The sequence below is a fragment of the Microbacterium sp. SMR1 genome (assembly GCF_003289625.1).
GTDB classification, from domain to species: Bacteria; Actinomycetota; Actinomycetes; order Actinomycetales; family Microbacteriaceae; genus Microbacterium; species Microbacterium plantarum.
Window position 1 is genome coordinate 476,288 of the sequence record NZ_QMBN01000001.1, and the last position, 14,391, is coordinate 490,678.

The 14,391-nt window shown below is 70.0% G+C and carries 12 protein-coding genes; all 12 read left to right on the top strand.

Annotated features, from left to right (window positions below; all coding sequences use genetic code 11):
- The first annotated feature begins 30 nt into the window (after positions 1-30).
- The 12 genes from alaS (at position 31) to DO944_RS02350 (ending at position 14,374) form a co-directional block, all read left to right on the top strand.
- Positions 31-2,694 carry an alanine--tRNA ligase gene (alaS, locus tag DO944_RS02295; protein WP_112614276.1) on the top strand — a complete coding sequence of 888 codons (2,664 nt, stop codon included), beginning with the start codon at positions 31-33 and terminating at the stop codon, positions 2,692-2,694.
- The gene (ruvX, locus tag DO944_RS02300) at positions 2,691-3,161 is read left to right on the top strand and encodes a Holliday junction resolvase RuvX (RefSeq protein ID WP_112614278.1); all 471 of its coding nucleotides are present in this window, start codon (positions 2,691-2,693) and stop codon (positions 3,159-3,161) included. Before alaS ends, ruvX begins: the two co-directional genes overlap by 4 nt.
- A gap of 1 nt (position 3,162) precedes the next feature.
- Positions 3,163-4,575: an endolytic transglycosylase MltG gene (gene mltG / locus DO944_RS02305; RefSeq protein ID WP_112614280.1), complete on the top strand. Its 1,413-nt coding sequence runs from the start codon at positions 3,163-3,165 to the stop codon at positions 4,573-4,575.
- Positions 4,556-5,416: a shikimate dehydrogenase gene (locus DO944_RS02310; protein ID WP_112614282.1), complete on the top strand. Its 861-nt coding sequence runs from the start codon at positions 4,556-4,558 to the stop codon at positions 5,414-5,416. Before mltG ends, DO944_RS02310 begins: the two co-directional genes overlap by 20 nt.
- Before the next feature lie 4 nt (positions 5,417-5,420).
- A complete protein-coding gene (gene aroC / locus DO944_RS02315; RefSeq protein ID WP_112614284.1) occupies positions 5,421-6,632 on the top strand; it encodes a chorismate synthase in 1,212 nt (403 codons plus the stop codon).
- Entirely contained in the window at positions 6,629-7,138 is a 510-nt protein-coding gene (locus DO944_RS02320; protein ID WP_112614286.1) for a shikimate kinase, read from the top strand. The genes aroC and DO944_RS02320 overlap by 4 nt, the downstream gene beginning before the upstream one ends.
- Positions 7,135-8,211 (top strand): 3-dehydroquinate synthase, encoded by a 1,077-nt coding sequence (gene aroB, locus DO944_RS02325; RefSeq protein ID WP_112614288.1) that lies wholly within the window; start codon positions 7,135-7,137, stop codon positions 8,209-8,211. The genes DO944_RS02320 and aroB overlap by 4 nt, the downstream gene beginning before the upstream one ends.
- 28 nt (positions 8,212-8,239) lie before the next feature.
- Complete coding sequence (gene aroQ / locus DO944_RS02330) at positions 8,240-8,683, top strand: type II 3-dehydroquinate dehydratase (RefSeq protein WP_112614290.1); 444 nt, start codon at positions 8,240-8,242, stop codon at positions 8,681-8,683.
- Between the two features lie 53 nt (positions 8,684-8,736).
- Positions 8,737-9,297, top strand: coding sequence for an elongation factor P (efp, locus tag DO944_RS02335; RefSeq protein WP_112614292.1), 561 nt, complete (start codon positions 8,737-8,739; stop codon positions 9,295-9,297).
- Between the two features lie 16 nt (positions 9,298-9,313).
- Positions 9,314-9,724 (top strand): transcription antitermination factor NusB, encoded by a 411-nt coding sequence (gene nusB / locus DO944_RS02340; RefSeq protein ID WP_023951206.1) that lies wholly within the window; start codon positions 9,314-9,316, stop codon positions 9,722-9,724.
- Between the two features lie 46 nt (positions 9,725-9,770).
- Positions 9,771-12,701, top strand: a complete 2,931-nt coding sequence (locus tag DO944_RS02345) for a DEAD/DEAH box helicase (protein WP_112614294.1) — start codon at positions 9,771-9,773, stop codon at positions 12,699-12,701.
- 104 nt (positions 12,702-12,805) lie between these two features.
- Positions 12,806-14,374: a Rieske 2Fe-2S domain-containing protein gene (locus DO944_RS02350; RefSeq protein WP_112614296.1), complete on the top strand. Its 1,569-nt coding sequence runs from the start codon at positions 12,806-12,808 to the stop codon at positions 14,372-14,374.
- The last annotated feature ends 17 nt before the right edge of the window (positions 14,375-14,391 follow it).

Consider the following 14,391-nt stretch of genomic DNA (forward strand, 5'->3'; position numbering starts at 1 on the left):
ACGCCGATGCCTGCCTGCCGAAGGAACCCGATGAAGACCGCCGAGATCGCCCAGCGCTACCTGGACTACTTCGAGAAGAAGGGGCACACGATCGTGCCCTCCGCATCGCTCGTCACCGACGACCCCGCGCTGCTGTTCACCGTCGCAGGCATGGTCCCCTTCATCCCGTACCTCTCGGGCGACGTCCCTGCGCCGTACGCGCGAGCGGCCGATGTCCAGAAGTGCATCCGCACCAACGACATCGAAGAGGTGGGCAAGACGCCGCGCCACGGCACCTTCTTCCAGATGCTCGGCAACTGGTCCTTCGGCGACTACTTCAAAGAGGGCGCCATCTCGTTCGCATGGGAACTGCTGACCAGCCCCGAATCGGAGGGCGGCCTCGGGTTCGACCCGAAGGATCTCTGGGTCACGGTCTACGAAGAGGACGACGAGGCGCGCCAGCTGTGGCTGAAGCACTCGACGCTGCCCGACGAGCGCATCCAGCGTCTCGGCAAGGACACCAACTACTGGAGCACCGGCCTCCCGGGTCCTGCCGGCCCGTGCTCGGAGATCTTCTTCGACCGCGGTCCCGCGTACGGCATCGACGGCGGACCGGCGACCGACGACGACCGGTATGTCGAGATCTGGAACCTCGTGTTCATGCAGTACGAGATCGCAGACGTGCGCTCGAAGTACGACTTCACGATCGTCGGCGAGCTGCCGAATAAGAACATCGACACGGGCATGGGGCTCGAGCGCGTCGCCTTCATCAAGCAGGGCGTCGACAACATGTACGAGACCGACCAGGTGCGTCCCGTGCTCGACAAGGCCGTCGAGCTCTCGGGCAAGACCTACGGCGCGAACCACGAAGACGACGTGCGGTTCCGTGTCATCGCGGACCACGTCCGGTCGTCGCTCATGCTGCTCTCCGACGGCGTGACGCCCTCGAACGACGGGCGCGGCTACATCCTGCGTCGCCTGATGCGTCGCGCCATCCGCTCGATGCGCCTGCTGGGCGTCGAGGGACCGAGCTTCGCGGAGCTGTTCGCAGCGTCGCGCGACGCGATGAAGGAGGCGTACCCGATCGTCGAGACCGACTACGCGCGGCTCTCGCAGTACGCCCTCGCCGAGGAGGCGACATTCCTGCGCACCCTGGCCGCGGGATCCGAGCTGCTCGACGAGTCGGTCGAGCAGGCCAAGAAGGCGGGGGAGGGCAAGCTGAGCGGCGCGCAGGCGTTCCTCCTGCACGACACGTACGGGTTCCCCATCGACCTGACTCTCGAGATCGTCGAGGAGGCGGGGCTCAGCGTCGACCGCGGCGCCTTCGATTCGCTCATGCAGGAGCAGCGCGAGCGCGCCAAGGCCGACGCGCGGTCCCGCAAGGGGCAGCTCGCCGACACGAGCGTCTACCGTGACTTCCGCGCTCAGGGCGAGACGGTGTTCACGGGCTACACCGAGCTCGAGACGGGCTCGCGGGTACTCGGCCTTCTGGTCGGCGGCGTCTCCGTCGACCGCGCCAGCCAAGGTCAGATCGCCGAGGTGATCCTCGCCGAGACGGCGCTGTACGCCGAGTCGGGCGGCCAGGTCGCCGACAAGGGCGTCATCGTGGGCCCGGGCTACGAGCTCGAGGTCCTCGACGTGCAGAAGCCGGTGCCCGGTCTCGTCAGCCACACCGTCGAGGTGACGACGGGTGAAGTGGCCGTGGGCGAGGCCGCCACGACGGTGGTGGATGCCGCGAACCGCCGCGCTGCGCAGCAGGCCCACTCCGCGACGCACCTCGTGCACGCGGCACTGCGCGACACGCTGGGCAAGAGCGCGACCCAGGCCGGCTCGCTCAACCGCGCCGGCTACCTGCGCTTCGATTTCTCCTGGGGCCAGGCGCTCTCGCCCGAGACTCGTACCGAGATCGAGGAGATCGCCAACAACGCCGTCCGCGACAACCTCGAGGTCATGACCCGGATCATGTCGCTCGACGAGGCGAAAGCCGCCGGCGCGATGGCCCTGTTCGGCGAGAAGTACGGCGAGACCGTCCGCATGGTCGACATCGGCGGCCCCTGGTCGCGCGAGCTCTGCGCGGGGACCCACGTCTCGTCGAGCGCCGAGGTCGGTCTCATCAACCTCATCGGCGAATCGTCGGTGGGCGCGTCGAACCGGCGCGTGGAGGCGCTCGTCGGGCAGGACGCCTTCCGTGAGCTCGCCGCCGAGCGTGCCATCGTGTCGCAGCTGACGACCTCGCTGAAGACGCCGCGCGACCAGCTCGCCGCTCGCGTGGCCGAGCTCGCCGCGAGCCTGAAGGCCGCCGAGAAGCGGATCGCCCAGTTCGAGGCTCGCGCCCTCGCCGACCGGCTGCCGCAGCTGGTGGGCGCTGCGGCGGCCGCCGGCCCGTTCCAGATCGTCGCCGAATCGCTGGGCTCGGCGGGATCGGCGGACGATGTCCGCACCCTGGCACTGCAGGTGCGCGACCGTCTCGGAGTCGACGCCGCAGCGATCGTCGCCCTCGGGGCCGTCGTGGGGGACCGCCCCGTCGTGGTCGTCGCCACCAACGATGCCGCCCGCGCGGCAGGAGCCAAGGCCGGTGTGCTCGCGAAGGCCGCGGCATCCGCTCTCGGCGGCGGTGGCGGCGGGCGCGATGACGTGGCGCAGGGCGGCGGTACGGACGCCGCAGCGCTTCCCGTGGCCCTCCGCGCGGTGCGCGACGCGGCGAGCGGCCTGTGAGCGGATTCCGGCCGGGCGTGCGGCTCGGCGTCGATGTGGGTACGGCCCGCATTGGCGTCGCCCGATGCGACCGCGACGGCCTGCTCGCGGTTCCGGTCGAGACCGTGCCGCGCGCAGAGGGAGATCTCGCACGCATCGGCGCTCTGGCCGAGGAGTACGACGCCGTCGAGCTCGTGGTGGGCCTGCCGGTCGCGCTCAGCGGGCGGGAGACCGCGTCGACGGCAGACGCGCGCGGTTTCGCCGAGGCTCTCGCGGCCGCCGGACACCGTGTCCGTCTCGTCGACGAGCGGCTGAGCACCGTGAGCGCCCACAGTGCGTTGCGCGGTTCGGGCCGATCACAGCGATCGTCTCGTAGCATTGTTGACCAGGTCGCCGCCGTAGTGCTCCTCCAGCAGGCACTCGACGTCGAGAAGAGCACCGGTAACCCGCCCGGTGTTCCCGTCGCACCCTCGCAGGAGCACCCCTGACATGACTGACCGCCCGCCGCACGACAATGGCGTCCCGACGAGCCGACGCGCCGCGCGTGCGGCATCCCAGAGTCCGGCGTCCCAGGGTCCGGCATCCACGCCGGGAGGTGCAGCGCGTCCCGAGGACTCCTCGCGTGCGGAGCACACCCCGACCCCGGCCGCGGAGCACCGCGGATCGGTGCGCGCACCGGCGTCCCGCGAGCAGGCTCCGGGCGCACAGGCGTCGTACGAGCAGACGCCGCGGGCCGCTGCGCCTGCGGTCGGCACGCTCGACGCCCTGTTCACGGGTGAAGTGAGCACGCACGAGGTGGGTGCCGTTCCCAGCCGGCATGATCGCGACCGCAAGAAGAGCCGGATCGCGAAATGGGTCGTCCTCATCGTGATCCTGGCGATCCTCGGCAGCATCGTGGCCGCGGGCGCATGGGTGTGGAACACGTACGAGCCTCAGATCCGCTCCGTGATGGGGTGGGAGGAGCCGAAGGACTTCGAGCCCGGCGAGGCGACCGGCGAGGTGCTGGTGACCGTCGTGAGCGGCGACACCGGGTCGACGATCTCTCAGACGCTCTTCGATCAGGGCGTCACGAAGACACCGACGGCGTTCTACGATCACCTCATCGCGACGGCACAGGACCCGACGTTCCAGCCGGGGGTGTACGCGTTGCAGCAGCGCATGACATCCGAGGCGGCCCTGAGGCTCATCCTCGATCCCGCGAGCAAGCGACAGAACGCCGCGCAGCTGCGAGAGGGCCTGACCGTCGACCAGACCGTCGAGGTGCTCGCACAGGGTACGGGCATGCCGGTCGAGGACTTCACCGCCGCTGTCGCCGACCCATCCGCGTACGGCGTCGCGGCCGACACGCTGGAGGGCTGGCTGTTCCCGGCGACCTATCAGTTCGACCCCGGGCTCTCGGCCACGGACATCGTGCGCACGATGGTCGACCGCACGCTCGAGTCGCTCGACGCCGCGGGCGTTCCTCAGGAGCGCCGCGAGGAGATCCTCACGACGGCATCGATCATTCAGCGCGAGGCGCGTCTGTCCGACGACTTCTACAAGGTCTCTCGCGTCATCGCCAACCGCCTCGCAGACGGCATGCCCCTGCAGATGGACTCGACGGCCCAGTACGGGTACAACGAGATGCACGACGGTACGGTCAGCTCGTCGGCGGAGGCGCTCGAGGACGACAATCCCTGGAACACGTACGTCCGAGCGGGGCTGCCGGCGGGTCCGATCGCGAATCCCGGCGATGAGGCGATCGACGCGGCGATGAATCCCGCAGACGGGCCGTGGCTGTACTTCGTCACCTGGAACATGGACACCGGCGAGACGATCTTCTCCGCGACCTACGAGGAGCACCAGGCCGGCATCGAGCAGTGGCACGCGTGGTGCGACGCGAATGACAACCGCGGCTGCTGACCTGTCTGCGGGAGACCCGCGCCGCTTCGAAGTGTGGGGCTCGCCGATCGGCCACAGCCTGTCGCCGGTCCTCCACACCGCGGCGTACGACCGGCTCGGTCTGCCGTGGCGGTACGGGCGGCGGCACGTCGACGAGGCGTCGTTCGCGAGCGAGCTGACAGCCCTCGGGACGGAGTTCCACGGGCTGTCGCTCACCATGCCGCTCAAGACACTCGCGCACGACGCGGCTCGGATGCGGGATGCCGCGGCGACCGCAACCGGCGCAGCGAACACGCTCCTCCGGACGGGCGATGGGTGGGCGGCGTTCAACACCGACGTCGGCGGACTCGCGGCTGCGCTCGCGGAGATCGGGTCCGCGGCTGCGCCTCGTGCCCGCATCGTCGGCGCAGGCGCGACGGCGACGTCGGCGCTCCTCGCGCTCGAGCGCGTCGGCGTCGGCCGGATCGATATCGCGGCACGACGGCCCGCCGCAGCCGAGCCGTTGCGGACGCTCGCGGCGAGCCGAGGCATCGCGGCGACGGTGTCGCCCCTCGACGCGCCGGCGGGGGAGGTCGAGCTGACCGTGTCGACCCTGCCGGGCGACGCGCCGGTCGCTGACGCCGTCTCCGCGGGTCTCGCCGCGAGCGGGGGTACCCTCTACGACGTCGTCTACGGCACGTGGCCGACAGCGCTCGGACACGCCTGGCTCGCCGCGGGACAGCCGGCCCACCCGGGCGCGACCATGCTGCTGCATCAGGCGGTGCTCCAGATCCGCATCTTCGCGACCGGTTCGCCCGACGACCCGCTGCCCGGCGAGGAGGACGTCGTCGCCGTCATGCGCCGGGCGCTCATGGGAGGATAGACGAATGCTCCGCGTGCTCACGGCCGGCGAATCGCACGGCCCCGAACTCGTCGCCCTCATGGAGGGCCTCCCCGCCGGCGTGCCGGTCTCACGTGCCGCGATCCAGGCCGACCTCGCTCGGCGCAAGCTGGGCTACGGCCGCGGCTCGCGCATGAAGTTCGAGGAGGACGAACTCACCATCTCGACGGGCGTCCGACACGGCTTCAGCCTCGGCAGCCCCATCGCTCTGCGCATCGGCAACACCGAGTGGCCGAAGTGGGTCGAGGTGATGAGCCCGGAGCCGATCGAGCTCACCGAGCGCTCCCGCGGGCGCGGTGCCGCCCTGACTCGGCCTCGCCCCGGCCACGCCGACCTCGTCGGCATGCAGAAGTACGGATTCGACGAGGCCCGGCCGATCCTCGAGCGCGCGAGCGCCCGTGAGACGGCCGCGCGCGTGGCTCTCGGCGCGGTGGCCCGGTCGTTCCTGAACGAGCTCGGCATCCGGCTGGTCAGCCACACCCTCTCGATCGGCCCCGTGCGGGTGCCCGACGGCTCGGCGCTGCCGACGCCCGACGATGTCGACGTGCTGGATGCCGATCCGCTGCGGTGCTTCCACGCCGAGACCTCTGCCGCGATGGTCGCCGAGGTGGACGCTGCGAAGAAGGACGGCGACACGCTGGGCGGCATCGTCGAGGTCCTCGCGTACGGGCTCCCGCCCGGGCTCGGATCCCACGTGCAGTGGGACCGCCGTCTCGACGCGAAGCTCGCGCAGGCGCTCATGGGTATCCAGGCGATCAAGGGCGTCGAGGTCGGCGACGGCTTCGAGACCACGCGTCGTCGCGGCTCCGCAGCACACGACGAGCTCTTCGCGACCGACGCCGGCATCGCGCGCTCGAGCGACAAGGCGGGTGGCACGGAGGGCGGGATGTCGACGGGCACCGTCCTCCGGGTCCGAGCGGGCATGAAGCCGATCGCGACGGTGCCGAAGGCGCTGCGCACGGTGGACGTCGCGTCGGGCGACGCGGCGACGGCTCACCACCAGCGGTCCGACGTCTGCGCCGTGCCGGCAGCCGGTGTCGTCGCCGAAGCGATGGTCGCGATCGTGCTCGCGGAGTCCGTGCTCGAGAAGTTCGGGGGCGACAACGTCGCCGAGACCCGCCGCAACCTCGAGGGATACCTCGCGGCGATCCCCGAGACGCTGCGCTCGGCGGCGCTGAGCGACGACGCGATCGGATGACCGCCCCGGCGATCGTCCTGATCGGACCGATGGGCGCGGGCAAGTCGAGCATCGGCAAGAAGCTCGCGCGCGTTCTCGGCGCGACGTTCACCGACAGCGACGGCCTCGTCGTCCGCGACCACGGCCCCATCGAACGGCTCTTCGCGGAGCGTGGCGAGGAGCGCTTCCGCGAGATCGAGAGGCTCGCGGTCGCCGAGGCCCTCGGGCGCGGCGGCGTCGTCGCCCTCGGTGGCGGCGCGGTGCTGCATCCCGATACCCGGAGCGACCTCGCCGCGCACCGTGTGGTGCTGCTCACCGTTTCGGAGCAGACGATCGCCTCCCGCCTCGCCGGCACCACGCGCCCGCTGCTCCAGGGCGACGACCCGGTGGGGCGCTGGCGCGAGGTCGCCGAGAGCCGACGCGAGCTCTACGATCAGCTCGCCGACGCACGCTTTGACACATCCACCGGCCGGATCCAGGACATCGTCGACGCCATCGCGGCGTGGGCTCAGGAGGAGACGTCATGACAGACACCACCGTCATCACCGTCGGGGGCACCGCGCCTTACGACGTGACCATCGGGCGCGGCATTCTTCCGCTCGTCGGCTCGGCGCTGCCCGAGGCCGCCCGCAAGGTGCTCATCGTGCACCCCCCGACGCTGTCCGCACAGGCCGAGCGTCTCCGCGAGATCCTGGGGTCGGACCGCCAGGTGCTGCTGGCGGAGATCCCCGACGCCGAGCAGGGCAAGCGCGTCGAGGTCGCGGCGTTCTGCTGGCAGGTCATGGGCCAGGCGGACTTCACGCGCACGGATGCCGTCGTCGGGTTCGGTGGCGGCGCCGTGACCGACCTCGCCGGCTTCGTCGCCGCGACGTGGCTGCGCGGCATCGCGGTCGTGCAGGTCCCCACGACGGTGCTCGGCATGGTGGATGCCGCGGTCGGCGGGAAGACGGGCATCAACACCGCCGAGGGGAAGAACCTCGTGGGGGCGTTCTGGCCGCCGGTCGCCGTCGTCTGCGACCTCGACCTGCTCGACGGGCTCTCGCGCAACGAGCGCGTCGCCGGCTTCGCGGAGGTGGTGAAGGCCGGATTCATCTGGCACCCCGAGATCCTCGACCTCATCGAGGCCGATCCCGAGGCGGCCGTCGACCCGCACAGCGACGCGTTCCGGCGGAGCATCGAGCTCGCGATCGACATGAAGGCGAAGGTCGTGGGGGAGGACCTGCGCGAGGCCGGACTGCGCGAGGTGCTCAACTACGGCCACACCCTCGGCCACGCCATCGAGCATGCCGAGCGGTACCAGTGGCGCCACGGCGCCGCGATCTCGGTGGGGATGATGTTCGCGGCCGAGCTGTCGCGTCTGGCGGGACGACTCCCGGATGCCGCAGCCCAGCGTCACCGCGACATCCTCGAGACCCTCGGGCTGCCCACCTCGTACCGTGCGGGTGCGTGGCGCCAGCTGCTGGCGACGATGCAGCGCGACAAGAAGACCCGCGGCTCGATGCTGCGGTTCATCGTGCTCGACGACATCGCCAAGCCGACCGTTCTGCAGGCCCCCGATGAGTCGCTGCTCTTCGCCGCCTACCAGGAGGTGGGGGCCTGAGCCGGCGCGTCATCGGTAGGGTGGGCGCGTGAGCACCCCTCGACGCCTGCTGCTGGTCAACGGGCCGAACCTCAATCTGCTCGGCACCCGCGAGCCCGAGATCTACGGACGCGAGACCCTCGCCGACGTCGAGGCCCTCGTCATCGCGGCGGCCGGGGAACGCGGCGTCGAGGTGCGCTGCGTGCAGAGCAACCATGAGGGCGTCCTCATCGACGCCATCCACGAGGCCCGTGCGGACTGCGTCGGCATCGTCATCAACCCCGGCGGGCTCACGCACACCTCCGTCGTCCTCCGTGATGCGCTCGCGGGAGTGTCCCTGCCGGTGGCCGAAGTCCACATCTCCGACGTCTACGAGCGCGAGAGCTTCCGCCACCACTCCTACGTCGCCGACGTCGCCTCGGTCCATGTCATCGGCGAAGGTGTCGCCGGATACGCGCGCGCGACGCGACAGCTGCTCGACATCCTCGCGTAGAATCGATCCTCGGCCCGTCGGCCGCCCGACCACACGAACGGAACTCCACACTCATGGCATCGACCGCAGACATCAAGAACGGCGTCGTCCTCAGCATCGACGGTCAGCTTTGGAACGTCATCGAGTTCCAGCACGTCAAGCCCGGCAAGGGTGGCGCGTTCGTGCGCACGAAGCTGAAGAACGTCGTGTCGGGCAAGACCGTCGACCGCACCTACAACGCCGGCGCGAAGATCGAGATCGAGAACGTCGACCGCCGCGACTTCACCTACCTGTACAACGACGGCGACAACTTCGTCTTCATGGACGTCGACGACTACGACCAGATCACGGTCCCCGCCGCCACCGTCGGCGACGCGAAGAACTACCTGCTCGAGAACCAGCAGGTGCAGATCGCGCTGAACAACGGCAACCCGCTCTACATCGAGCTGCCCGCTTCGGTCGTCCTCGAGATCACGTACACCGAGCCGGGCCTGCAGGGCGACCGCTCGTCGGCGGGCACGAAGTCCGCGACGGTCGAGACCGGCTACGAGATCCAGGTTCCGCTGTTCGTCGAGCAGGGCACGAAGGTCAAGGTCGACACCCGCACGGGTGACTACCTCGGCCGCGTGAACTGACGCCGGCCCTCGTCCGATGAGCGCTCGCTCCAAGGCGCGCAAGCGCGCCCTCGACATCCTCTACCAGTCCGACATCCGCGGCGACGACCTCGGGGTGACCCTCGCCGCCGAGGCGAAGCGCGCGGCGCTCGAGCCCGCCCGCGAGGCGTCGTGGCTGTACGCGCGCGAGATCATCGACGGCATCATCGACAACCGCGACGACATCGACGAGCAGATCACGACGTTCGCGAAGGACTGGTCGCTCGCGCGGATGCCCGCCGTCGACCGGGCGATCCTCCGACTCGGCGTCTGGGAGATCGTGTACAACGACGCGGTTCCCGCCGCAGTCGCCATCGACGAGGCCGTCGAGCTCGCGAAGGAGTTTTCGACCGACGGGTCGAGCGCTTTCGTCCACGGCGTCCTCGGTCGGGTCGCCCGACTGGGCTGACCGACGTCGGAGGCACCCTCGAGAATCCTCGTATGAGGTCGAACCCGTGATCGAGAGGGCAGCGCCGTCGTGGCGCGCCGTCCTGGCGCCGGCGGCGTCGGGTGAGAACGCGGTCGCCCTGGGCGTGCAGCTGCGCCAGCGAGAAAGCGCCGCCGCCGCTCATTGGGGGCCGCGTCGGGTGCTTCCGGCGACCCCGCGGAGCGTCGCCACCTCCGACGGCGAGCTCCGGCTCGCGGTGCGTCCGCTCTCTCGCAGCGGAACCAGTGGCCGATGGGTGCAGGGCGACGAGAGCTGGGAATCGCTGCGACGTGGTGCGTGGCGGGTCGATCCGGTGCGCGCGCGCTGGTTCTCGACGCTGTACGGCATCGCGCATGACGCTCGGCTGCTCGGCGGCTACGGCGACTCGGAGTGGTTGACGCTCGACGGCGCCGACTCCGAGCTCCTCTGGCCCCACCTTCGCGCCGCGGCCGGTCTCGGCATCCCGATCGTACCGACCCGACCCGATCAGCAGGTGCTCCTGGCCGACGGCGCGTCGATCGAGGTGCGGGTGGACAGCGTCGACGGTGACCTGCAGCTCACGCCCGTCGTTCGGTTCGCCGGCGGTGAGGAAACCGCTGCGCATGCGCGTCCGCTCGGACATGTCGGCGTCTACGGCGCCAGCCAGGTCGCGGATGGCCTGCGGGTGGTGTTCGCGCCGGTGGGCTTCGGCTCGGGTGTCCGATCTCTCCTGGCGGCCGGCGACTCGATCCGCGTTCCCGCGGCGGATCGCGAAGAGTTCCTCCGCGAGGCATACCCCAGATTGGCCCGCGAGACGGTCGTCGTGCCCGCACCGGGAGTCCGACTGCCCCCGCCCGAACGCACGACGGTCGTCGTCACCGTCGATCACGGCCCGCGCGATGAGCTCGCGTACGCGTTCGCCTGGCAGGTGCCCGGCGCGGGCCGCGTCGCGTGGGACGCCGCCGCGGGATCGGCGTCCGCCGACCACGAGCTCCGAGTGGCCCTCGAGGCGGCGTGGGCGAGCGCTACGGACGACCCGTTCGTGCCCGAAGGAACCCGCAGCGGCGTCGAGGCGGCGGAGTTCACGACCGAGGTGCTGCCGGTGCTGCAGGCGCTCGACGGGGTCCGCGTCGAGGTGTCGGGCGTGACGCGGTCGTATCGGGAGCTTTCGGGCGACCCGCGCATCACCGTGAAGACGGTCGAGACCACCGACGCGGACTGGTTCGACCTCGGCGTGCACGTCGAGGTCGAGGGACGCCGCGTTCCGTTCCGTCCCCTGTTCACCGCCCTCGCGCAGCGTCGGAAGAAGATGCTGCTGTCCGATGGTGCGTACTTCTCCCTCTCGCATCCGGCACTCGACCGTCTGCGCGAGCTCATCGAGGATTCGCGCGACCTGGTCGAATGGGAGACCGGCAGCGCCCGCGTCAGCCGCTATCAGGTGGAGCTCTGGACGGCGTTCGAGGACGTCGCCGACGAGGCGGAGCCGGCCGTGCGGTGGCGTGCGGCCGTCGACGACTTCCGCGATGCGGCAGCCGAGAGGGTGCCGGTCGCCGCCGAGGAGGCGCCGGTCGGCGTCGTCACCGCCCTGCGGCCCTACCAGCACGAGGGTTTCGTATGGCTCGCGACACTGCGCGATGCGCGCCTGGGGGGCATCCTGGCCGATGACATGGGGCTCGGCAAGACTCTGCAGCTCCTCGCGCTGCTCGAGCGCGAGCGCGAGCGCGGTTCGAGTCGGCCCGCGCTCGTCGTCGCGCCGGCCTCGGTGGTGTCGGCATGGCGCGACGAAGCTGCACGTCATGCCCCGGGCCTGCGCGCTGTCGTGGTCGACGGTGTGGGGGCCGCGCTCGAGCGGATCGAGGCGGATCTCGTCCTGACCTCCTATGCGCTGCTCCGCCTCGATGCCGCCGCGTACGCCGAGCGCGAGTGGTCGACGGTCGTGCTCGATGAGGCGCAGTACGTCAAGAACCCGCGGACGCGCGTGCACCGCGCCGTTCTCGGCCTGCGTGCCGATGTCGTCTTCGCTGCCACCGGCACACCGCTCGAGAACAGTCTGACCGACCTCTGGGCGATCCTGTCGCTGACGAGCCCCGGCCTCTTCCCCTCGGCCCGACGCTTCCGGGAGGAGTATGTACAGCCGATCGAGCGTGGCCGTGTCGACGAGAACCTCGAAGGGGGCCCCGCGCGCGAACGCCGGCTTGCGCGGCTGCGGCGGCGCATCCGGCCGTTCCTGCTCCGACGCACGAAGGATGTCGTGGCTCCCGAGTTGCCGCCTCGGCAGGAGCAGGACGTGCGCGTCGAGCTCTCGAGCGGTCACCGTGCCGTCTACGAGCGCGTGCTGCAGCGGGAGCGCCGGAAGGTGCTCGGGCTGCTGGACGATCTCGACAGCCAGCGGTTCATCGTCTTCCGATCCCTGACTCTTCTGCGCATGCTCGCGCTCGCGCCCGCTCTCGTGGACGCCGGTGGGCCGGGTCTCGTCCCGAGCAAGCTCGAGGCGCTCCGCGGGCGCTTGGACGAGGTGATCGCCGAGGGGCACCGAGCGCTCGTGTTCAGTCAGTTCACCTCGTTCCTCGACATCGTCGAAGCCGACCTCCGGGCGCGCGGCACCGGAGTGGTCCGCCTCGACGGTTCGACGAGCAACCGGGCGGCGGTGGTGGAAGCGTTTCGGAAGTGCGATGACCCGGTGTTCCTCATCAGCCTCAAAGCGGGCGGCGTGGGGCTGACCCTCACGGAGGCCGACTACGTCTTCCTGCTCGATCCCTGGTGGAATCCGGCGGCCGAGCAGCAGGCGATCGATCGCACGCACCGCATCGGCCAAGACCGGCCAGTGAGCGTGTACCGCCTGATCGCGGCGGGCACGATCGAGGAGAAGGTGGTGGAGCTGCAGCGGCGCAAGGCACGACTCGTCGGTGCGGTCCTCGACGCCGACGGCGCGTTCTCGAACGCCCTGACCGCCGACGACATCCGCCTCCTGCTGGCGTGAGCTTCCCCTCGCATCGACGTCGGGTGAACTGACACGGCCCACGGCGGGCGGGGGTCGCCGACGCCTCACGTAGACTCGACCAGTCGCAACAGGAGGTCATCGTCATGCGCATCACAGGCCTGGGACACGCCGGAATGTTCATCGAGACGGCAGGGGGCAGCATCCTCTGCGACCCGGTCGTCGGACCGAGCTTCTTCGGCTCGTGGTTCCCGTTCCCCGACAACCGGGGCCTCGACTGGGAGCGCTTCGGGCGCGCCGACTTCCTGTACATCTCGCACCGGCACCGCGATCACTTCGACCCCGCGCTGCTGCGCGCGCACGTCCCCACCGACATCCGCGTGCTTCTGCCGGACTACCCGACCGACGATCTCGAACGCGATCTCCGCGATCTCGGGTACGACAACATCATCTACACGCAGGCGGGTGTGCCCCTGGAGTTCGGCGACCTCAAGGTCATGGTCACGCCCCTGCGCGCCCCGAGCGACGGCCCGATCGGCGACTCGTCCCTGTCGGTCGACGACGGCACCGCCTCGGTGCTGAACCAGAACGACTCCCACCCGCTGGATCTCGAGAAGCTGATGTCGTTCGGCAAGCCCGAGGCCTACTTCACCCAGGTCTCCGGCGCGATCTGGTGGCCGATGGTCTACGACCTGCCGCAGGACGCGAAGCAGAACTTCGCTCAGCTCAAGCGCGATGCGCAGAACAAGCGCGCGATGTACTACATCGACAAGGTCGACGCGCCTCACGTCTTCCCGATGGCCGGACCGCCGATGTTCCTGCGCGAAGAGCTCTTCCGTTACAACGGCTGGGGCGAGCAGAACGACTCGATCTTCACCGATCAGGCGCAGTTCCTCGCGCATATGGCCGAAGAGCGTCCCGACCAGAAGGGCTACCTGTTCGTTCCGGGAACGCAGGTCGATCTCAACGACGGCGTGCTGGAGGTCACCCAGACGCTGTACACGGATGCCGAGATCGAGCGCATCTTCTCGGACAAGTGGGCCTACCTCGCCGAGCAGCGCGACAGTCGTCAGGCCGAGGTCCGCGCCGAGATCGAGCGTCGCGCCCCGATCCTGCCGCCGGATGAGATGCTGGCTGCGATCAAGCAGTGGTGGGAGCCGCTTCTGCGCCGCGCGCGGACGATCCGCAACGGTGTGGGCGGGATGGTGCGCTTCCGCATCGGCGAGCTCGACATGGTGGTCGACTTCCCGAAGGCGAAGGTCCGCGAGTACGCCGGTGAGGAGTGCGTCTACTGGTACACGATCCCCGCCGACCTGGTGTCGACGAACATCCGCGACCACGAGATCGACTGGTCGAACTCGATCTTCCTGTCGATGCAGTTCGAGGTCGGCCGCAGCGGCAAGTTCAACGAGTTCCTCACGACGTTCTTGAAGTGCCTGTCCCGTGATCGCATCGAGTACGTCGAGAACTGGTACGCCGAGCAGTCGGATCAGACCGAGGATGCCGAACTGGGCGACTGGACCGTGCAGCGCCGGTGCCCGCACCTGCGAGCAGACCTCACGAAGACGGGCAAGATCGAGGACGGTGTGCTCACCTGCTCGCTGCACGACTGGAAGTGGGACCTCGCGACCGGGCGATGCCTGACCACCCAGGGACACCCGATTCGCGCGAGCCGCATCATCGAGACCGCGAACGCGACCAACCCCGCCGCCTGATCTCGTCAGCGCCGAAC